Consider the following 20,915-nt stretch of genomic DNA (forward strand, 5'->3'; position numbering starts at 1 on the left):
TAGGTTAGAAATTTAATTTAAGACCAAGAGTGAAAGAACGGTAAGCCGGATACGCATTGAAATCCAGACCAGCTCTTAAATTAGTGCTATTGGGATCAGTATCACTGTTATTCGAATTTACTTCAGGATCTGAACCAGTATATTTGGTGATGGTAAACAAATCTTGTGCATTAAAATATATTTTAGCAGTACTAATACCTTTTAAGAATCCAATTTTTGAAGTTGGAATGTTATAGCCAATACTTAAGTTTTTCAGTTTCACATATGACGCGTTCTCTACGAATCTAGAGTTGATATAGCCACCATATTTTGAGGTAAAATATCCATTTCTAGGTACATCAGTATTGTTGTTTTGAGGGGTCCAGCGCTGTAATGCATCTGTACCTGTGTAAGTTTCCAATAACAAGCGATTCATATTATAAAGATCAGATCCAAAAGCACCCTGGAAGAATATGCCAAGTTCAAGACCTTTATATGTGAAGCTGTTATTAAACCCTAAAACATAATGAGGGTAAGCGTTTCCTAGTACCTTGCGATCATCAGCGGTAATTGCTCCATCACCATTTAAATCTTTATATTTTGGATCTCCAGGTTTAGATAGGGGTTGAGCAGCATAAACCTCGCCTGTCTTAATTACTCCATCATAAACATAGCCATATAGTTCACTTAATTCTCTACCTACAGCTAGCTTGGTGAAATCAGCTGCTGGCACAGCTCCATCGGGATTAGCTGTTTGAGAAATAATGTATGGTCTGTCGTTTAGATTTATTGCTTTTTGTTTGTTATAAGCAATGTTTAAAGTGGTATTCCATGTCATGTTATCATTCTCAACGTTTCTGCTGTTGATAGAAAGCTCGATTCCTTGATTTTGAAGTGATCCACCATTGATTAACTGAGAGTTGAATCCATAGATTTGTTCAATTGGAATATCTAGCAGAAGGTTTTTTGTTGTTTTGCGATAATAATCAGCTGTAACACTTAAGCGGTCATTTAAAAAGCCCATGTCTACACCTGCATCAAATTGATAATTACTTTCCCATTTTAAGTTGGGATTAGGTAAACGGGTGCCAACAACACCGCCGTATAGGTCACTTTCTTCGCTTAATGAAACTCCGGTTGGCCCAAATGTACTCATGTATACGTAGTTGTTTACCCGGTCGTTACCTGTTCCACCGTATCCCATTCTAACTTTTAAGTTAGAAAAGATCTTATTATCCTTCATGAAATCTTCATCGCTAACTCTCCAGGCTAATGATCCTGATGGATAATATCCTATTCTGTTTTTTGAAGAGAATTTTGATGAAACATCCTGACGAATAGTGAATGTAGCCAGATATTTGTCTTTTAAAGCATAATTTAAACGACCGAAATAAGAATACATTATTGCTTCTTGCTTATCAGTAATAGCTTTAATTCTTTCAGCAGCACCATCAAGATTGTTATAAAGGTACTTATCAGTAGTGAATTTTTGTACCTGAGTATAATGTCTTTCATTTTGATCGAACTGATAAGAAAATCCTGCTAATGCGGTAAATGAATGTATCTCATTAAATACCTTTTTATAGGTAAGATAAGTTTCCATTAAATTACGGGTAGAATTTAGTTCATTCACCGAAGCCTGTCCCTGAACCTTTTCTCCTGAGACAAGAGTAGTAGGTAGGTAAGTTCCTTCTTTAGTTGCTGAAAATTCTGTTCCTCCACTAATATGTAAGGTAAGCTCGTCAAGAATTTGCAGGTCACCAAAAATGTTAGCAGTCATTCTATTGTTGTAACGATCGTTAGTGGGTTCAAGTAACCAAGCTAAAGGATTATCTTTCCCATTTCTACGAGCATATGTTCCGTCTGCATTGTATGGAGCAATAGCCGGAGAAGTGAACATAATACCATATAATACGTTAGATGGTACTATGTTTCCGTCGTAAGTTTTAAATTGCGAAAATGATCTGGCAGCATATATATTCGCGCCAGCTTTAAATCTTTTACCAACTTTTTGATCTATGTTGAAACGACCAGAGTAACGATCGAAATCTGTTTTCTTTAATGCACCTACTTGTCCGAAATAATTTCCTGAGATAGAGATACGTGTATCTTCATTACCACCGCTGATGTTTAAGTTATGGCTTTGTACTGTGGCATTTCTTGTAGCAAGACTAAACCAATCAGTATTAGTAGAACTCTCTAAATCTTCGGCAGTATATTCTGGCGGGTTTCCTTGCTCAATTGCTTTTGCGTTAGCAATAGCTTTGTAGTCAGTCGCGTTCATTAAATCAGGTCTGTTCTTGATCCGTTGAGTTCCATAATAGCTTTCTAGTTCTACTGATGCTTTTCCTGATTTACCTCTTTTTGTTGAAATTAGAACAACTCCATTTGCACCCCTGGAACCATAAATAGCCGTAGCAGATGCATCTTTTAAGATTTGAATGTCTTCAATGTCACTTGGCGAAATATCTTTACCATTGTCTGTAATAAAACCATCAACTACGTACAAAGGTTCGTTAGTAGATTTTACTGAATTACCACCCCTGATGCGGATAATACTTGTACCTCCCGGTGCTGAACTAGCTTGAGTAACCTGTACACCCGAAGCACGACCCTGAATGGCTTGTGCAACGTTTGAAGTAACACCCCCTAAGTTTAAGCTTTCTTTTGAAATAGAGCTAATCGCACCGGTAAGGTCTTTCTTCTTTGATGTACCGTAACCTACCACAACTACCTGCTCAAGTTCATTTTGAGTTTCTTTTAAGGTTACATTTATTTGTGTTTTAGATCCAACAGTAAATTCCTGAGAATCGAAACCGATAAACGAGAATTGCAGAATGCTTTGTGCATCTGGTGCAGTAAGCGCATAATTACCGGAACCATCGGTAAGGGCACCTACTTTACCACCTTTTACTTTAACACTAACTCCCGGGATGCCTTCTCCTTTAGCATCCGAAACTTTTCCGCTTACTTTAATCCCTGTTTGGGCATAACCCTCTATAGAGAGGAGAAATGTTATTAATAGTGAAAATAGTAGAAATTTAGATTTCATATTTATTGGTTTATATGTTTGTTGTTTTAGTTTTAAAAAGGAAGCTGGCAGATTTTAGGTGTGTTTTTGTTAAAAAACATGGCCCAGCGAAATAACTGTCGGGGTAGAAATGAAAAAAGTCAATAAGGAGAGCCCTATGAAATTTCATTATCATTTTAGTTTAGTTTTGTTTAGTTTTTCCCAATCAGATTTATGCTTTTGAGTGCATAAACTGATATAAAGTATTAAGAGTGAAGGTAGAGCTAAAAACAGTGAGGGGCCGTTCAATTGTAATGTAAAAATTGCGCAAACGTTTGTTCTGGCAGTTTTTTACTGAATTACTATCGGAATTTAATAAGTGATTAATTTAACGTTAAATTAATCACTTATTGTAACCAGTTACGTTCCCTGATTATCAGGGCATTTTTTAGGTTTTAACGCAAAATAGGAGGTTTTAACTCCTTTTTAAAAGAGGAATGGGTGCCCAAACTAAGGTTATGTCTATTTAATTTTTTGGATTATTGTAAGTGGCAGTATATGAGCTTGTTAGTTTGAGTGCAAACGATTGATATGCTTTTTTTAGTAAAATGAAATTGTTACTTCAAGCTCTTGGCCTCATTCCAGTAAATATCCATTTCTGCCAGTGTCATATCATTCAGTGCTTTGCCATTTTCTTTGGCTTTGCTTTCAAGATATTGAAAGCGCTTAATGAATTTTTTGTTGGTTTTTTCTAATGCGTTCTCAGGATTGATGTTAATGAAACGAGCGTAATTAATTAAAGAGAACAGTAGGTCGCCAAATTCACTTTCTGCTTTTTCTATATCTATAGCGGCACCATCTACTACATTATACTCATCTTTAAATTCCTGCAACTCTTCTTCAACCTTTTCCCAAACCTGTTCCTTATTGTCCCAATCAAAGCCAACACCTCTTGCTTTTTCCTGAATGCGACTTGCTTTTACCAGAGACGGCAGACCAGCGGGTACCCCCGATAAAACAGATTTGTTTCCTTCTTTAAGTTTTAGTTGCTCCCAGTTTCGTTTTACATCGTGCTCATCTTGTACCTCAACATCTCCATAGATGTGCGGGTGTCTGCTAATTAATTTATCACATACACTGTTCAGTACATCAATTATGGTAAAGTCATTAGTTTCTGACGCTATGCGGGCGTAAAAAACAAGGTGCATCATTACATCTCCCAGCTCTTTTTTTACCTCGTCAAGGTCTCCTTCAAGGATAGCATCAGATAGCTCATAGGTTTCCTCAATAGTTAAATGTCGCAGCGTTTCCATGGTTTGTTTTTTATCCCATGGGCATTGTGTGCGTAATGTATCTAACACTGTAAGTAGTCTTTGAAATGCCGAGGCAGGATCGTTTGCAGTAACAGGAGGTATATTATTAGGCATTGGGTGTTTATTTTATGACGTTAAAGGTAACCATCATTGTGGTTAAAAAAAGAACAACAAGGCCTAATAAAAATATAATATCGGCAGCTCTCTCTAAAGGATAGTTCGAGGGACCTCTTCTTTTCATGGAAAGAAATGATAAAATACAGGCCGTCATAAATAATATAATTGCAAGAGCTGTTGTTTCGTCAATGATTGTACTGTCGCTCATTTTTGCGACCTTAAGAGAGGTCAATACAATAAAGCACAAACCCAGTAAGGTTGCAGAGGTATTAAGTATATGCGGCGTTCTGTTTTCGGGCATTTATCAAGCTATTAAAATTTGTTTTTATTCCTGTTCTTCGAGCTTAATATTCTTGGTGATTCGATATATCTTACGTTTTTTATGCGGCTTTTCTTCTCCGCCAAGTAAAACTCCCCATGGTTTTAAAGAATCTACACGATCAAATATAATTTTTAGCATTGCCATGTAGGGAATACATAAGAACATACCTGATATGCCCCATATCATTTCGCCAACTACTATGCCTATAAAGGCAAATAGTGCATTTATCTTTACCTTTGAACCTACAACCAATGGCATTAATACATTGCCATCCAGGGCATGAACACCTGCAAAGGCAACCACCACAAGTAACATCTTGGCTGCGCCTGCAGTAGCAAAAGTAATCAGCGCACTGATCAGCAACGCGGTAAAGATGCCTATATAGGGGATGATGTTGAAAATGCCGGCAATCAGACCAAGTAACACCGCATACTTTACATTTAATACCCAAAGTACTAAGATCATTAATAAGGTAACGATGAGCATTTGCAGGAATAATCCGGTGATATATTTTTTGATGATATATTGTATGCGCCTTACAATTTCTCCTACCTTATCTGCATGTTGTTCTTCAAATACAGCGGTTAAAAAGGTGAAAAGTACTTTACGATAGTTTAAGATGAAAAAGGTAAAAAGTAATAGAAAAGACAGAAAAAGCAGCGTTGAAGACAGGGTAAGTAATGTAGCGCCTAAAACAGTGGCGCTGGTGGAAAGTGCCGCACTGGTACTATCTCTTAAATAGTCTATCTGCTTTTTTGTATTGATGTTAAAGGTATTTGAAATCCAATTCTGGATGTCGTGAAATGAAGTTTCTCCTTGCTTTTTAAGCGCAGGCCAGTCTTGCCAGAGATCGGTAAGCTGGTTTGCCAAAAAATATAGTATGCTAGATATAAAAGCGATCATGAGTATCACAGATACGATTGCAGCCAGACTCCTTTTAAAGCGCCATTTTTGTTCCAGAAAATTAGAAAGAGGTAATAACAGTAAAGCCAGCAAGAATGACGTTAGCAGTGGCGCAAGTAATGTTTGTCCTAAAATGGCGAGGTACCCTAAACAGATGATTGCAAATAGCACCAAAGCAAGTTTAGCGTAAAAAGGGAGCGTGATGTTTCTCATAGATGATTTATTAAGCCAGTTAGAAAAGTTTAACATAGGAAAATTAACTAAAAACAAACGCCCTGCCAAATATTTAGCGGGGCGTTTGTTTTTATTAAAAGAATTAAAGGTTATTCCCAGGCACTGGCTTCGTCAAGGATTGCAATATCCTCAACATTTAGTTTTAATGTTGCGGCTTTCTTAAGATCTTCGAGCTGGTCTAAACTGGTAACGCTTGCAATTGGTGCAGTTATGGATGGACGTGCAATAAGCCAGGCCAGTGCTATACTTGCCTGATCTGCACTGTATTGTTCTGATACATCATCAAGGGCTTTTAAAATTTTAAATCCTCTTTCATTCAAGTAATTTTTAACTGCACCACCCCGCTGACTTTTATTAAGGTCTTCTACTGAACGGTATTTTCCGGTTAAAAAGCCACTTGCCAGAGCATAATAGTTAATTGTACCTAAATCATTATCCTGTACAATTTGTTCGAAGTTTTTTTCGTAACCCTCGCGTTGGTATAAGTTGTATTCTGGCTGTAAGGTTTGATATTTAGGGAGATTGAATTTTTTTGCTATTTCCAACGATTCAGTTAAGCGCTCCGGTGTTAAGTTGGAAGCGCCAATCCATCGAACCTTGCCTTCTTTTATTAATTGATGATATGCCTCAAGTGTTTCTTGTATTGGTGTTTCAGGATCATCGTAATGAGATTGATAAAGATCTATGTAGTCTGTTTTTAATCTTTTTAAGGAGTCTTCTACAGCTTGAAAGATATACTTTTTAGACAAGCCCTTTTTATCAGGTCCCATTGGGGCGCCAACTTTTGTGGCAAGTATAATTTTGTCTCTGTTATTTCTCTGCGACATCCAGTTTCCGACTATTGTCTCAGATTCGCCACCGGTGTTTCCGGGTACCCAGGCAGAATATACATCTGCGGTGTCTATAAAGTTAAAGCCTGCATCGGTAAAGCCATCAAGTATTTCGAATGATTTCTTTTCATCCGCGGTCCAGCCAAATACATTTCCCCCAAAGGCTATTGGGTAAACAAATAAATCGGAGTTTCCTAATTTTCTTTTTTTCATCGCTGTGATTTCTGTTGTTAAGGTAGGTTGTGCGAGCGCATTATTACTTACTTAACAAATTTAACAGCATGGTGTTTCTAATATAGTCGGTGGTTTGTAATTTATAATAATTATTTGGGTTCAATTGCTTTAGTTGCTCTTAGCATTTCTCGCTTTCCCGGTGCTCCGGGAAGCTTTTCTATGATAAAACCTACTGATTTGAGTGCACGTTTAAGTTTTCCGGTAATTGCATATGTAACGAATATGCCTCCCGGTTTTAAAAATTGGCAAGTATGTGCAATAATCTCGTCTGTCCACATTTCGGGCTGATGCTGAACAGAAAAAGCATCAAAGTAAATGAGGTCAAATCTTTGTTCAGTCTGGAACCTGTGAAGATATGTTTGTACAATTTTAAGCTGTTGGTCTGGAAGCATGGTTACTGCCTGCAGTAATGCTTTTCCATAATTGTCAATCAAACTGTTCCAAACAGTATCGGGTACGTATGCGGCATAGCCTGTTGATTCTAATTCTTCAATTCTTAATGGAAAGGCCTCCAGGCCAATATATTGAAGCTTTATCTGATGTTCGGCACAATGAGAAATGCTCATTAAAAAGTTAAGTCCTGTGCCAAAGCCAACCTCCAAAACAGATATTTCTTTATCCGGAAAGCTGGCTATTGCATGCTTTAAACCGGCATCAATAAATACATGTTTGCTTTCCTGTAAAGCACCGTGTTTGGAATGATAATTTTCGCCAATACTTTCGTTGTATAGTGTGTTTGAACCATCAGCGGTTTGGATAAGTTTATTCATCATTGCAAACTTAGATAAAATAGTTTTTAACTTTAGACCTTAATTGCTTGCTATGGATGTTGAAACATTTAGAGATTATTGCCTGAGCCTAAAGGGAACTACTGAAGGTATGAAGTGGGATCACCTGTGTTTTATGATTGAAGAAAAAATTTATGTGATTATGTCTCTTGAAGAAGGAAGGTTTTCTATTAAATGTGATCCGGATGAGTTTGATATGCTGGTGGCAAGACCGGGTATTCAGCAAGCTTATCACATGGCAAAACGCCAGTGGATATCTTTAGATAGTTTGGACGTATTGCCTGATCCTGAATTGAAAAGCCGTGTTGCAGAATCCCGAACCTTTGTACTAAGAAAGCTTAGTAAAAAGGTTCAGGAGAAATATAATTAGTTACTATTTGCCGGATTTAACCCTGCGGCCTTCTGACTCGGAACTACCTGAGCGCTGACGGGCTGCTTTAATATCGTTACTTCCAAATCGGTATGTACATGTTAAGCGGAATACCTGACTTTCCCATCTTTCATTAACTACATAGTTTTGTGAAGACAGTGCACTTGTAATTACACTTTTTTGCATTTTAAACAAGTCATTCGCAGCAAGTTTGATACTCAATTTTTTATCAATGAAAGATTTATTTATACCAAGGTCAATACCGTACTGAGGGTCTATTAATATTGTTCCGTAAACTTGTTTAGATTGATAAAAGCCAGACCATTCTATATTTAATGACGGATTTACAGTAATGGTCTGTGTTGTATTAAAGTTAAATGCAACTCTTCCACTTTGAAACGGTTGGCCTAAAAGATCTGGAGTTTTGAAATTGTTGTAGAATCCGGTAAAGTTGTTATTACTGCTCCACCACTTGGTTATTTGTATTGGATAACTAATGTTCAGGTTGTATGCATCTTGCGTAGCAAGGTTCTGATTAGAAATGAAAATTGTTTTTTTAGCCGTATCTGTTAATAGAACATCAGACATTACATCAGTGGTATGGCTATACCCAAATGTTACGTTTAATGTTTTTTTGTAAGAATAGGATAGCTCGAAAGCATTAGTGTATTGAGGTTTTAAGAATGGATTCCCAAACCTGTAAGAATACAAATCAAGGTAATAGATAAATGGATTTAATGAACCATAATCTGGACGGTCAATTCTTCTGCTGTAAGAGAGGCCCATTTCATGATCTTTAGATAGTTCCTGGTTTATAAAAATGCTTGGGAACAGATTAAGGTAATGTCTGTTTACAATCTTTTGTTCTGTAACAGAATTTCCTTTTGAGTTGGTTTGTTCAGCTCTTAATCCTAATTGTACAGAAGTAGTTTTAAATTTTTTGTTGAGGTTAGCATAGGCAGCATTGATATTTTCATCGTAAAGGAATTGATTACTGCGCTTAACATCGTTTTGCCACTGGTTGTTTTCGTAGTTCTCAAAGATGAAGTTGTTGTCTGTTTCTACAAAACTCGATTTTAAGCCAACTTCAAGTTTCATCTCTTTGTTAATAGGGTAGGTGTAATCTGTTTTTCCTGCCCATATTTTGGTCGTGGATGGTGTAGCATTTCTAAAAATATAATCAGGTTTGGCAGGCAGACCTTGGTTGTTTAAATATCTATTGTTGAAATTGTTATCCTGTCTTCCTATATGTTCGGAGTAATCAGCATCTATGCTTATTTCCTGTCCCAGGGTGTCTATTGTCCCTTTATAATTCAGGTTGTACGACATGCCGGTGTATTTATACCTGTTAGGGTTTTGAGCAACTACTGATGAATCTGTTTTGGAAGGCTGATCACCGATCAATGTAAGCACATCTGATGCATTTTTTCCGTTTGCATTATATCCATTAAAAGCAAAACCAATTGTGTTCTTGTCATTGATGAAATAGTCTATCCCGCCTTTATAATTGCTGTTGTTTCTGCGTCGTATGTTCATATTTGTTTGATCAAAATAGGTTTGATCGGTTGCGGTATTGTTTACCCTGGCAATATCTGTGCTGCCAAACCCTTTATTGCGTCCGTAATCGTAATTTCCAAAAATATTGATTTTTTTTTCACGATGATTTAGGTTTAAACCACCATTTGCCTTGTAATATCTTCCGTAACCAACACCTCCAAGTATAGAGCCATTAGTACCATAATTTCTGTTCTTTTTTAGTTTAATATTGATGATCCCAGAGTTACCGGCGGCGTCATATTTTGCAGAGGGGTTGGTAATTAATTCGATAGATTGGATTGCATTTCCCTCAGTAGATCTAAGAAGATTGGCTAATTGTTCTGAAGATAGGTAGGTAGGTTTGCCATCAAGCATTACGGTAACACCCTGTTTACCCTTTAAGCTAATTTTGCCATCTTTGTCGACAGTAACTCCAGGCGACTTCTGTAAAATATCCAGAGCCGTATTACCAGCTGCCAATGCGCTATTTTCTACATTTATGACTGTTTTATCAATCTGTCTTTCTATCAGGGGTTTTTGTTTAACAATTTCAACACCTTTAAGCTCTTTTGCATCGGTAGCCAATTGAACATTGCCTAGATCGTGAGTTTTTTTGCTTGAACTTATAGAATAAGGCCCCTTAAATACCTTTTTGTAACCAACTACATAAATGGCAATAAGATAATTCCCTTGTTTAATTTCTTTTAACTGATAGGTTCCATTGTCGGAAGTAAGTGTCCCTTTTACAGTGGTTGAATCTTTGGCATTTAACAAGCTAATGGTGGCATACGGAAATGCCTTTTGCTGTTCGTCTAACACCTTACCGGATATTTCTCCGGTTGTATTGTCTGATTGCGCATTCGCGACTGTAAAAGTCAGCGTAAAGGCAAATATGGCGAGAAGTAGAATGTATTTATCAGGTTTCATAATGGCATACTTTTTCCACATACGCTTTTAAGCATATTAATCGAATATGTGAATGGTTTTTGTGATTCTTATTTAGTTATTTATAAGATGCAGGAATGGTGCGAAAGGTTACAGCGAATATTAAAAAAAAGTGAAAATATGCCTTTACGATATTAATTATGAATTTCTATAAAATAAAAATGACCCGAAATTCCTTCCTGGTCATTTGAATTGTTGAGCGTTGAGTTAATAATTTGATTTCTTCTTTATTAGTCGGATTTAATGATTAATTCTTCAGTTTTATTAAAATTCCAGACTTGTCTTTGTTCCATTCTATCTATAACTAACGAGAAAGAGTCTTCATTTTCAATGATTTCGAGGAGGGTGCCCAGATTGACTATAATGTCTCCTGCAGCCAGGTTCGAAATTCTAATGGCTTTTAGGTCTGGTAAAGGTTCCGGTATGTAATTCATAGTGAGAGATGTTAATTTGGTTATTTAGGTACATAAACTTTCTCAAAAATAGTTGTTAGAATTTTGCAAAGTGGTGACATACACATTTTTTTCTTATTTTTAGCCCATGGAGAAACCTAGAAAACGTATAGCCGGAGCAATTAGAGATAAGGAAAGAACTATGCTTAAATTGATTGCTGCGGTAGGTGAAATTATTAAGAATGAGGGGTATACGGCATTAGGTGTTAACAATATTGCTAAAAAAGCAGAGGTCAATAAGAAGTTGATTTATAGGTATTTTGATAACAATGTAAATAATTTGATAGAAACCTATGTAAAGACAAAAGATTATTGGATTGGTTTATCTGGAGACATGGAAAGACTTATGGCCGAATCTCAAATTGATGGTGGCCGGCCTATGGTTAAGACAATATTAAAAACTCACCTTAGTTTTTTTTACACTGAAGAGGAAATGCAGAAGATCGTTATCTGGGAAACCAGTGAAAAAAGTAAACTGATGAAGGAGGTTGGTTTAAAGCGGGAAGCTTTTGGTGAGGAAGTTTTTAAACTACTTCTTCCGAATTTCGAAAAATCAGGTGTTGACTTTCGTGCGATAATGGCATTGCAGGTAGCAGGTATAATTTTTATGGTATTACAGTCTAAGGCTAGCGGAAATCCATTTTGTGGTATTGATATTAATAATCCGAATGATATGGATCGAATATTAAAATCACTCGATCAACTCACTGATTTAGTATACGATAAAGCAAAAAACTAATATAATGGCGCTTTTGCAAGCGCCATTATATTATGTATTTACCACATTCTAATTCTGTTTTCAGGTTTCTTATATAATTTATCACCTGGTTTAACGTCAAATGCCTCATACCACGCATCCATATTTACAGGTGCGCCAATGGTTCTGTAAGGTCCTGGCGAGTGCGGATCTGTTTTAATCAGCTGCGCTGCACTTTCAGGTAAAATGTTACCTCGCCAAACCTGTGCCCATGATAGGAAGAAACGCTGATCTGGTGTAAAACCATCAATCTTTTCATTTGACTGACCCTGTTTAGTTAATTTAAATGCTGTATATGCAGCATTAAGGCCGCCAAGGTCACCTATATTTTCTCCCATCGTTAGTTTTCCTATTACGTGGATGGTATCTAATACAGTATATGCATCAAATTGCTCTCCTAAAGCTTTGGTTTTTGCTTCAAATTTAGTCTTATCTTCGTCAGTCCACCAGTTACGAAGATTACCATCTTTATCATACTGGCTTCCTGAATCATCAAATCCGTGAGACATTTCATGTCCAATTACAGCACCAATACCACCATAATTAACCGCATCATCAGCATTTGGATCAAAGAACGGGAACTGAAGAATCCCGGCGGGAAACACAATCTCGTTCATTGTTGGGCTATAGTAGGCATTAACGGTTGGCGGGGTCATTCCAAAACGTGTACGGTCAACAGGTTTGCCTAACTGATCTATTGATTCTTTATACCCCCACGCACCTGCATTTCTTAAGTTCTGGAAATAGGCAGCACGGCTTATAACCAAACCATCATAATTCTTCCACTTTTCAGGATATCCTATTTTTGGCACAAATGCATTTAGTTTGGCAAGTGCTTTTTCTTTTGTTGCAGCACTCATCCAGTCCAGATTTTTAATCCTGATCTCAAATGCTTTTCTAAGGTTACTGATGAGCTCGGTCATACGCAGTTTTGCATCTGGCTTAAAATATTTGGCTACGTATAGTTGTCCTAATAATTCTCCAATTGTGCCATCTGTTAATTGCGACATTCTTTGCCATCTTGGAGTTTGAACTTTTTGTCCGCTTTGTACCTGATTAAAAGCAAAGTTTGCGGCCACAAAAGGTGAACTTAGGTTAGGAGCAGCATTTTTTAATACATTCCATTCCAGGTATGTTTTCCAATCTTTTAATGAAACACTCTTTAGCATTTCGTCAAAAGTCACAAAGAATTTTGGCGCAGAAACAAGTATCGTATCCTGACCGCTTACTTTTAGTTTAAGCAGCATTTTTGCCCAGTCTACAGATGGAGTGGTTTTGCTAAAGTTTGCAACAGTAAACTTATTATAGGTTTTATATGGATCGCGCATTTCTACACGAGACATTTGAGCATCTGCAAATTTCTTTTCTATCGACATTACCGTTGCTGCTTTTTTCTGACCTTCTGTATTATTGTAGCCAATTAAACCAAAAAGGGTAGTCATGTAGGTTGTATACGCCTCACGAATCTTTACACTCCTGCTATCATCCTTCAAATAGTAATCGCGATCAGGAAGTGTAGTGCCTCCCTGTCCAAGTTGAGGAAGGTATTTTGTTACGTTTTTTCTATCCTGACCGACACTAAATCCAAACATGGGAGAAGCAAGCCCGCTTACGCGCATATATACCGTATGGTCTAAAATATCCTGAACAGTTTTAAGTTGTTTAACTTTTTCCAGGTCAGCTTTAATTGGACTATAACCCAGTTTTTCAATTGCTATGCTGTCCATTGCGGCGGCAAAGAAATCACCTACACGTTTTTTTACTGATCCTACCGGAGCTGTTTTATCAGCAGCAGCATCTTCTACAAGTCCTTTTACTGCATTTATATTAAAATCTCTTAATACATTGAAACTGCCCCAACGTGTTTCTTTTGCAGGAACAGGATTGTTTTTAATCCATGTGCCGCTGGCATATGTGTAAAAATCATCTCCAGGTTTTACGCTGAGATCCATGTTGGTCGGGTCAATAAATTTTGCGGGAGATTGAGCACTAGCCGTATAGCCGGTCGCAAGAATTCCTAAGGCAGCAATGTGCCTGGTTAGTTTTAAAATATTCATAAAGTTAGTCAACAGATTTTATAACACTTTACCTATGCAGGAGAATCCCTGCGACATGTGGTGTTTATAATAACATCAATGAGGTAAAAGTAATAAATACTGCTTAACAAGCATTTTGTCTATTCAAAATATTACTTGTTAAACCAGTAGTAGATTTTAGTTAGGCTGAACCGCCTAAGCAAGGAACCTGAAAAGAAAAATAGTTTTATTGCTTTCATGACTAAGTCAGTTATACCTATTTAACATATTTTAACATATTTTATTGTGTAAGGGGTGTAAAATATGTTCTATTGTTTGGTAAGGTATGATCTGTTTACTGCTAATTAATACTTCTGCTTAATTTTTTTCTCTGGCCAAGATATAATCCGAAAACAACAAGCAAAGTGCCTGCAACTGTGTACATGGTAATAGGCTCGTCCATTAACCACCAGGCATAAAAGAAACCGAAAAGTGGACATAGAAACAGCCATAGTGAAGCTTTAACCGTATCTATTTTTAATAAGTAGAACCAACATATAAGCCCTATTACAGACACTGCAAGGCTAAGCCATAAAGCAGAGAATATAAGCCTGTTGTCCATTCGTATCAATGAGAAATCACTAAAGAAAAAGGTAAACGGGAGCAGAAATATTCCCCCTAGCGCCACCTGCCACCCATTGATCAAAATGTTGGGGAGCTTCCATTTCACTCTTGCGTAGTATACACTTGCAAAAGATACACAGACCATACTTAACATCAATAAGCTGATTCCCAATATAGTTGTACTGCTATCTTTTAACAGTGGATAGGTGGCAATTCCAATACCTGCCATACCTATTATAATGCTAAATATTTCTTCTTTTGATGGTTTACGGCCAATTAGCCAGGAAGACAATAGTACAATTAATAGTGGGTTTGTAGATGTAGCCAAACTGCCTATACCTGCTGCGGTATATTTCATCGCACATACGTACAGGCCAAGATAAACGGTGGTATTTAAAAGGCCAAATATTGAAAGGTGCTTCCATTCTTCGGCATTAGGTAATTTATAGGATTTATTAAATATATATCCAAATGAGAGTAATACAAGCCCTGCCAGGAAAAAACGAATATTTGCCAGGACCAATGGAGGCGCAGATAAAATGCCAAATTTTGTAGCTACAGATGCTGAAGCCCACAACATAGCGAACAGTAAACCTATAAAGATGTTTTTCACACATCAAAGGTAATCAAGCCAACGATGTAATTTGCGATATTTTGTATAAGTTTGGCCCCAACTTATTATTCATACGATGAAACCATCATGTGCTGCATTATATAAACCGAAATGAATAATAGCGAGCGGCGCATGATAGCTTCATCATCTTTTAGAACAACTGATGAAAAAACTGATTTTATGTATTCAATTGTTGTCAATTGCTTTTTATGGCATAGCCCAGGATAAACAATTGACCATTCAGGATGCAATGAGTAATGCACGCACTACTTTGGCTCCGGAAAATCTTTCTCAAATTCAATTTATTTATGGCACAGAAGATTATGTGTATGCCAAAAAAATAGGGAATGAACCCGTATGGATGAGTGGCAATTTTAAGAGTCAGCATGAACAGCAATTTTTATCATTGGTCCAGTTAAATCAGAAATTAAAGTCATTTCAAAAGAATACTTTAAAGTCGATGCCTGTTATTCAATTTAATCAGGGACCCGACTGGATATTAACGGTTAACGGAAGTAAAGTTGCGTTTAATCCTGTAAAGAATACCTATAAGGTGCTCATAGATCAATCTATTGGTAGTAAAACTAGTGTTGAACAAAGTACCGCTGGTTACATCGCTTATTTGGATAACTTCAATTTGTTTGTGACAAATGGTACTGATCAAAATCAGGTAACTAAAGATGGCAGCAAAGATATTGTGTATGCTTCGTCGGTTCATCGTGATGAATTTGGAATAACTAAAGGTACGTTCTGGAGCAATAGCGGTAAGCTACTCGCTTTTTATAGAATGGATCAAAGCATGGTTTCTGATTATCCGATCATTGATTGGACCACGAGACCTGCTAAAAATGTAAATATCAAATATCCTATGGCAGGCGATAAAAGCCATGAGGTAACTGTAGGGGTTTATAATGCAGATACGAAAGCTGTGGTGTACCTTAAAACAGGTGAGCCTGTTGAGCAGTATCTTACTAATATTGCATGGAGCCCGGATGATAAATACATATACATTGCGGTTTTAAACCGCGGACAGAATCACATGAAGCTAAATCAATATGATGCAGCAACCGGTGATTTTGTGAAAACATTATTTGAAGAAAAGGATGAGAAATACGTTGAGCCATTGGTGCCTATGTTATTCCTCAAAAATGATCCTGCTAAGTTTATCTGGCAAAGTAACCGTGATGGATGGAATCATTTATATCTATATGATTTAAATGGAAAAGTATTGAAACAATTGACAAAAGGAAACTGGGAGGTACTTGATGTAAAAGGATTTAATTCAAAAGGTGATCAGCTGTTTTATGTTTCTACTGAAGAATCTCCCATAACCCGTAATTTATATGTGCTTAACTTAAAATCAGGTAAATCTAATAGGATTACACAAGGATTTGCTGTACATGGTGCACAGGTGAGCACTTCTGGAAACACTGTAATTGATAATTATAGTAGTCCGGAACAACCCCGAGTAATCCAGTTAATAGAAACTGCAACTGCTAAAACAAAAACATTATTAAAAGCACCCAATCCTTTAGCTGCATTTGCTACAGAAAACTCCTCAATCTTTACTATAAAAAGTAACAGTGGAGACGATTTGTATTGTAGCTTATATAAACCAGTTGGTTACGACAGCACAAAAAAGTATCCGGTTATTGTTTACTGGTACGGCGGCTCACATGCGCAGCTTATCCTAAACTCATGGAATGCAGGTGCTGGAGATTATTGGTTCAGGTATATGGCTGAGCATGGTTATGTGGTATTAACAATCGACACAAGAGGAAGTGATAATAGGGGTAGAGCTTTTGAACAGTCTATGTTCCGCAGAGCAGGGGATGTTCAAATGGAAGATATGATGAAGGCAGTAGATTACTTGAAGGGGCTTCCTTATGTTGATTCTGCTAATATGGGGCTATTTGGCTGGAGCTTTGGAGGTTTTGGAACGGTTGATTTTATGGTTACACATCCTGGTATTTTTAAAGCTGCTGTTGCAGGTGGTCCGGTAATAAACTGGAAGTTTTATGAGGTGATGTACACTGAACGCTATATGGATACTCCGCAGGAAAATCCTGAGGGTTATGCTGCTACTGACTTGAGTAGTAAAGTTGACCAGCTAAAGGGAAAACTGATGTTAATCCATGGCCTGCAGGATCCTGTTGTAGTACAGCAACATTCTGTTGATTTCGTTAAAAAAGCTGTTGATAAGGGTATTCAAGTAGATTATATGATCTACCCTGGCCATGAGCATAATGTAATTGGTAAAGACAGAGCACATTTGTATCAAAAGGTTACTGATTACTTTATGCAAAACCTGAAGTAAAGAAAGTAAGGTTAAAAAAGATCAATGTACATTGATCTTTTTCCCTATTTTTCTATTTCCTTTTCCCAAAAAAGTCAGTGTTATGAGCTGATATGCAAAATCTTCCCTTCAAGATTTTGGGGAAGCGAATAGCATCTGTCTTTTTTATTCTTATTTTTACAGCCAAATCTGATACTTTTTCAAAATAATGAGCATTTCTACAAAATACGACCCGGCGGCAACCGAAGACAAATGGTACAGCTACTGGATAGAAAAGAACTTTTTTCATTCTGAGCCTGACGAACGTGAGCCTTATACCATTGTAATCCCTCCTCCAAATGTGACTGGGGTTTTGCATATGGGGCATATGCTAAACAATACAATTCAGGATGTACTGATTCGTAGAGCGCGTATGCAAGGTAAAAATGCTTGCTGGGTGCCTGGAACGGATCATGCATCAATTGCTACTGAGGCAAAAGTTGTTGCCATGCTTAAAGAAAGAGGGATCAGCAAAAAAGACCTTAGCAGAGAAGAATTTCTTAAATATGCTTGGGAATGGAAAGAGAAATACGGGGGTATTATTCTTGATCAGCTGAAAAAGTTAGGCGCAAGTTGCGACTGGGAGCGGACACGCTTTACTATGGAAGATGATCTTTCAGAAGCAGTAATCGATAGTTTTATCCATTTGTATAAAAAAGGAAGAATATATCGCGGCGTGCGTATGGTGAATTGGGATCCGGCAGGTAAAACTGCGGTTTCTGATGAAGAAGTGATCCGTAAAGAGGTAAATCAAAAGTTATATTATATAAAATATTCGGTATCGGGAACCAACGATTTCTTAACCATTGCAACTACCCGTCCGGAAACAATTATGGCCGATGCTGCCATTTGCGTTAACCCTAACGACGAGCGTTACCAGCACCTGAAAGGAAAAAAAGTTTTTGTACCACTAATCAATCGTGAGATACCTGTTATTCAGGATGAGTATGTAACAATGGATTTTGGAACAGGATGCTTAAAGGTTACTCCTGCTCATGATTTGAACGATTACGAATTGGGTGTTAAACATAAGTTGCCTGTAATAGATATCTTAAATGAAGATGGTACATTAAACGAACTTGCTGTTGTGCTTGTTGGTGAAGACCGCTTTGTGGCAAGAAAAAAGATTGCTGTCTTATTAGAAGAAGCTGGTCATTTAGATAAAGTTGAGGACTATAAATCGCAGGTAGGTTTTTCTGAGCGTACCAATGCAGCTATTGAGCCTAAGCTATCTATGCAATGGTTCTGCAAAATGGATGAAATGGCCAAGCCGGCATTGAAAGATGTATTGGATGGCGATGTTAAGTTAATTCCTGAAAAGTTCGTAAACACCTATCGTCATTGGATGGAGAATGTTAGGGACTGGAATATCAGCAGGCAACTGTGGTGGGGACAACAAATTCCTGCATGGTACGATGATAAAGGCAATTGGGTTGTAGCAAAAACTAAAGAAGAAGCACTTGACGAGTTTTTAAAACTTAAAGATATTGACGGGGTATTTACGGAAACTGAAATCCATGGTTTTAAACATCAGCTGGCACCTTTTGTAACTCAGGATCCTGATGTAATGGATACCTGGTTTTCATCATGGTTGTGGCCAATCTCTGTGTTTAATGGTTTTAAAGATCCAGACAATAAAGATATTAACTACTATTACCCTACCAATGATCTGGTTACTGCCCCTGAGATTTTATTTTTCTGGGTAGCACGTATGATCATGGCAGGCCATGAGTTCAGAGGTCAAAAACCTTTTACAAATGTTTATTTAACAGGTATTGTAAGAGATAAATTGGGCCGTAAAATGTCTAAATCATTGGGTAACTCCCCTGATCCTATTGGGTTAATTGAAAAATATGGTGCTGATGGAGTAAGGGTAGGGATGTTGTTGTGCTCTCCGGCTGGAAACGATTTGATGTTCGACGAAAGCTATTGCGAGCAAGGCCGTAATTTTGCCAACAAAATCTGGAATGCTTTCAGATTAGTTAAAGGTTGGGAAGTTGATGAAAATCTTGAAAATCCCAACCAACAAGCTATATTGTGGTTCGAAAATCGCTTTAACGAAGCGCTGGCAGAGATTGAAGAGAACTTTAAACAATACCGTTTATCGGAAGCTTTAATGGCCTGTTATAAACTGGTATGGGATGATTTCTGTGCCTGGTATCTTGAAATGGTAAAGCCAACTTATCAACATCCAATAGACGCTGAAACTTTAAAAATAACTATCGGTTTCTTTGAAAAAATCCTGACATTATTACATCCATTTATGCCTTTCCTAACGGAAGAATTGTGGCATGATGAACTCTTCGGAGAGAAAGGTGAGCTTGATTGCTGCATTGTAGCAAACTACCCTGTTGTTGGTAAAGCGGATGCGCAATTACTAAAAGAAGTGGAGATTATTAAAGGCCTGGTAGCTGAGATCAGAAACGTTAGAAATACGAAACAGATCTCGCCTAAAGAAGCACTTCCTCTGGCTATAAAAGTAAATTCGTCTTTAGATTTCGAAAAATGGTTAAATATTGTGTTCAAGCTCGCTAATATTAATCAGGTTGAGTTTGTAAACGATAAGATTCCAGGAGCTGTAAACTTTATGGTGGGCAACGATGAGTTCTTTATTCATCTGAATGAGGCTATTGATATTGACGTTGAAATAGAACGCTTAAATGGAGAATTGGTTTATTTACAAGGCTTTTTGAAATCTGTAGATGCTAAGCTGAGTAACGAAAGGTTTGTACAAAACGCAAAACCTGAGATCATTCAAAACGAACGCAATAAAAAAGCAGATGCTGAATCGAAGATCAATACTATCGAAGAAAGTCTTGCTGCTTTAAAAGGATAAATCTAATTGAGCATTCTTCGGCAGGCAGCTGGAGAATGCATTATTTTAACCAGCCTTCTTTAATGTTATTCTGTAGGCGCACCTTCTGTCGCCTGAAATAATATGATTTACCCTTGTTATATCTATATCCTCACCTAATACAAACTTAAAAGTATTAAGCTCTGAGGCGCAAAAACCCTGGCAAACCTGCGCTGCTGCACAAATTGGGCAGTGGTTCTCTATCAACAAATAGCCTTGTTCATCTTTACTATATTCAGCCATGTATCCTTCTCGTGTGCGGATATCTGCGAGTTGGGAGATACGACCTTCAAGATCTGTAATAGATTGTAATTCGTTAGAATATTTTTCCTTGCCAACTTGTTCGCCTGCTGCTATCACTTTATCAAGAGCCTCGTCGCCCAGCGTGGTCTTCATAAGTTGTATCAGTTTAACAGTAAGTTCGGCATGCGTATCTGGAAAACCAGCATTTCCTTCTTCTGTTAAACTAAAGTAAACGGTGGGCCTGCCAACACCTTTTGATTCGTTGGTCGATTTGATCAATCCCTCCTCACTTAATTTGATGAGTTGTAAGCGCGCGCCTTCACTTGTAATCCCAAGTTCTTTTGAAATTTCTCCTGCAGTTAATGCACCACGGGTTTTTAAAAGCATTAAGAATCGATTTGTCTTCATAATCTAATAAAACAAGTATTTGGTTGTTTTATT

At 37.3% G+C, this 20,915-nt stretch carries 15 protein-coding genes; 4 read left to right on the forward strand and 11 right to left on the reverse strand.

The window, feature by feature from the left end:
• Positions 1-4 precede the first annotated feature (4 nt).
• The 6 genes from HQN86_RS02550 to mnmD all read right to left on the reverse strand — a co-directional run bounded on the left by HQN86_RS02550 (position 5) and on the right by mnmD (position 7,715).
• Positions 5-3,031, reverse strand: a complete 3,027-nt coding sequence (locus tag HQN86_RS02550) for a SusC/RagA family TonB-linked outer membrane protein (RefSeq protein WP_172659476.1) — start codon at positions 3,029-3,031, stop codon at positions 5-7.
• A 575-nt stretch (positions 3,032-3,606) separates the two neighbouring features.
• Entirely contained in the window at positions 3,607-4,416 is an 810-nt protein-coding gene (gene mazG / locus HQN86_RS02555; RefSeq protein WP_172659477.1) for a nucleoside triphosphate pyrophosphohydrolase, read from the reverse strand.
• Between the two features lie 7 nt (positions 4,417-4,423).
• Entirely contained in the window at positions 4,424-4,720 is a 297-nt protein-coding gene (locus HQN86_RS02560) for a hypothetical protein (protein WP_048907066.1), read from the reverse strand.
• A gap of 24 nt (positions 4,721-4,744) precedes the next feature.
• On the reverse strand, positions 4,745-5,857 hold the full coding sequence (locus tag HQN86_RS02565; RefSeq protein ID WP_172659479.1) for an AI-2E family transporter: 1,113 nt from the start codon (positions 5,855-5,857) through the stop codon (positions 4,745-4,747).
• Positions 5,858-5,967: 110 nt separating this feature from the next.
• Positions 5,968-6,921 (reverse strand): aldo/keto reductase, encoded by a 954-nt coding sequence (locus HQN86_RS02570; protein WP_172659481.1) that lies wholly within the window; start codon positions 6,919-6,921, stop codon positions 5,968-5,970.
• A gap of 110 nt (positions 6,922-7,031) precedes the next feature.
• Positions 7,032-7,715, reverse strand: a complete 684-nt coding sequence (gene mnmD / locus HQN86_RS02575; protein WP_317171636.1) for a tRNA (5-methylaminomethyl-2-thiouridine)(34)-methyltransferase MnmD — start codon at positions 7,713-7,715, stop codon at positions 7,032-7,034.
• A gap of 49 nt (positions 7,716-7,764) precedes the next feature.
• On the opposite strand from mnmD, the gene HQN86_RS02580 reads away from it, so the two are divergent.
• Positions 7,765-8,100 carry an MmcQ/YjbR family DNA-binding protein gene (locus HQN86_RS02580; protein WP_172659482.1) on the forward strand — a complete coding sequence of 112 codons (336 nt, stop codon included), beginning with the start codon at positions 7,765-7,767 and terminating at the stop codon, positions 8,098-8,100.
• A gap of 3 nt (positions 8,101-8,103) precedes the next feature.
• On the opposite strand, the gene HQN86_RS02585 is transcribed toward HQN86_RS02580, so the two are convergent.
• Together HQN86_RS02585 and HQN86_RS02590 are read right to left on the reverse strand one after the other, a co-directional pair.
• Complete coding sequence (locus tag HQN86_RS02585) at positions 8,104-10,563, reverse strand: outer membrane beta-barrel family protein (protein ID WP_172659484.1); 2,460 nt, start codon at positions 10,561-10,563, stop codon at positions 8,104-8,106.
• 248 nt (positions 10,564-10,811) lie between these two features.
• A complete protein-coding gene (locus HQN86_RS02590) occupies positions 10,812-11,015 on the reverse strand; it encodes a hypothetical protein (protein WP_172659485.1) in 204 nt (67 codons plus the stop codon).
• Between the two features lie 106 nt (positions 11,016-11,121).
• Here HQN86_RS02590 and HQN86_RS02595 point away from each other — a divergent pair, with 106 nt between their 5' ends.
• Positions 11,122-11,772 (forward strand): TetR/AcrR family transcriptional regulator, encoded by a 651-nt coding sequence (locus HQN86_RS02595; protein WP_172659486.1) that lies wholly within the window; start codon positions 11,122-11,124, stop codon positions 11,770-11,772.
• 38 nt (positions 11,773-11,810) lie between these two features.
• Here HQN86_RS02595 and HQN86_RS02600 read toward each other — a convergent pair whose 3' ends face one another.
• Complete coding sequence (locus HQN86_RS02600; RefSeq protein ID WP_172659488.1) at positions 11,811-13,847, reverse strand: M13 family metallopeptidase; 2,037 nt, start codon at positions 13,845-13,847, stop codon at positions 11,811-11,813.
• A 319-nt stretch (positions 13,848-14,166) separates the two neighbouring features.
• Positions 14,167-15,042: a DMT family transporter gene (locus HQN86_RS27050; protein ID WP_172659489.1), complete on the reverse strand. Its 876-nt coding sequence runs from the start codon at positions 15,040-15,042 to the stop codon at positions 14,167-14,169.
• 163 nt (positions 15,043-15,205) lie between these two features.
• Between HQN86_RS27050 and HQN86_RS02610 the strand changes: the two genes are divergently transcribed.
• Complete coding sequence (locus HQN86_RS02610) at positions 15,206-17,359, forward strand: S9 family peptidase (RefSeq protein WP_172659490.1); 2,154 nt, start codon at positions 15,206-15,208, stop codon at positions 17,357-17,359.
• A 187-nt stretch (positions 17,360-17,546) separates the two neighbouring features.
• Positions 17,547-20,213, forward strand: a complete 2,667-nt coding sequence (locus HQN86_RS02615) for a valine--tRNA ligase (RefSeq protein ID WP_172659491.1) — start codon at positions 17,547-17,549, stop codon at positions 20,211-20,213.
• A gap of 45 nt (positions 20,214-20,258) precedes the next feature.
• Here HQN86_RS02615 and HQN86_RS02620 read toward each other — a convergent pair whose 3' ends face one another.
• Positions 20,259-20,861 carry a helix-turn-helix transcriptional regulator gene (locus HQN86_RS02620; protein ID WP_246269391.1) on the reverse strand — a complete coding sequence of 201 codons (603 nt, stop codon included), beginning with the start codon at positions 20,859-20,861 and terminating at the stop codon, positions 20,259-20,261.
• Positions 20,862-20,915: the final 54 nt, after the last annotated feature.

This window comes from Pedobacter panaciterrae, from assembly GCF_013204795.1.
GTDB lineage: Bacteria > Bacteroidota > Bacteroidia > Sphingobacteriales > Sphingobacteriaceae > Pedobacter > Pedobacter panaciterrae.

Excerpts from the sequence above, each read along its gene's own strand:
- HQN86_RS02610 (WP_172659490.1), top strand. The coding sequence starts at position 15,206 with ATGAAAAAACTGATTTTATGTATTCAATTGTTGTCAATTGCTTTTTAT.
- HQN86_RS02560 (WP_048907066.1), bottom strand. The coding sequence starts at position 4,720 with ATGCCCGAAAACAGAACGCCGCATATACTTAATACCTCTGCAACCTTA.
- HQN86_RS02550 (WP_172659476.1), bottom strand. The coding sequence starts at position 3,031 with ATGAAATCTAAATTTCTACTATTTTCACTATTAATAACATTTCTCCTC.
- HQN86_RS02580 (WP_172659482.1), top strand. The coding sequence starts at position 7,765 with ATGGATGTTGAAACATTTAGAGATTATTGCCTGAGCCTAAAGGGAACT.
- HQN86_RS02595 (WP_172659486.1), top strand. The coding sequence starts at position 11,122 with ATGGAGAAACCTAGAAAACGTATAGCCGGAGCAATTAGAGATAAGGAA.
- mazG (WP_172659477.1), bottom strand. The coding sequence starts at position 4,416 with ATGCCTAATAATATACCTCCTGTTACTGCAAACGATCCTGCCTCGGCA.
- HQN86_RS02570 (WP_172659481.1), bottom strand. The coding sequence starts at position 6,921 with ATGAAAAAAAGAAAATTAGGAAACTCCGATTTATTTGTTTACCCAATA.
- HQN86_RS02600 (WP_172659488.1), bottom strand. The coding sequence starts at position 13,847 with ATGAATATTTTAAAACTAACCAGGCACATTGCTGCCTTAGGAATTCTT.
- HQN86_RS02585 (WP_172659484.1), bottom strand. The coding sequence starts at position 10,563 with ATGAAACCTGATAAATACATTCTACTTCTCGCCATATTTGCCTTTACG.
- HQN86_RS02590 (WP_172659485.1), bottom strand. The coding sequence starts at position 11,015 with ATGAATTACATACCGGAACCTTTACCAGACCTAAAAGCCATTAGAATT.
- HQN86_RS02565 (WP_172659479.1), bottom strand. The coding sequence starts at position 5,857 with ATGAGAAACATCACGCTCCCTTTTTACGCTAAACTTGCTTTGGTGCTA.
- mnmD (WP_317171636.1), bottom strand. The coding sequence starts at position 7,715 with ATGATGAATAAACTTATCCAAACCGCTGATGGTTCAAACACACTATAC.
- HQN86_RS02615 (WP_172659491.1), top strand. The coding sequence starts at position 17,547 with ATGAGCATTTCTACAAAATACGACCCGGCGGCAACCGAAGACAAATGG.
- HQN86_RS02620 (WP_246269391.1), bottom strand. The coding sequence starts at position 20,861 with ATGCTTTTAAAAACCCGTGGTGCATTAACTGCAGGAGAAATTTCAAAA.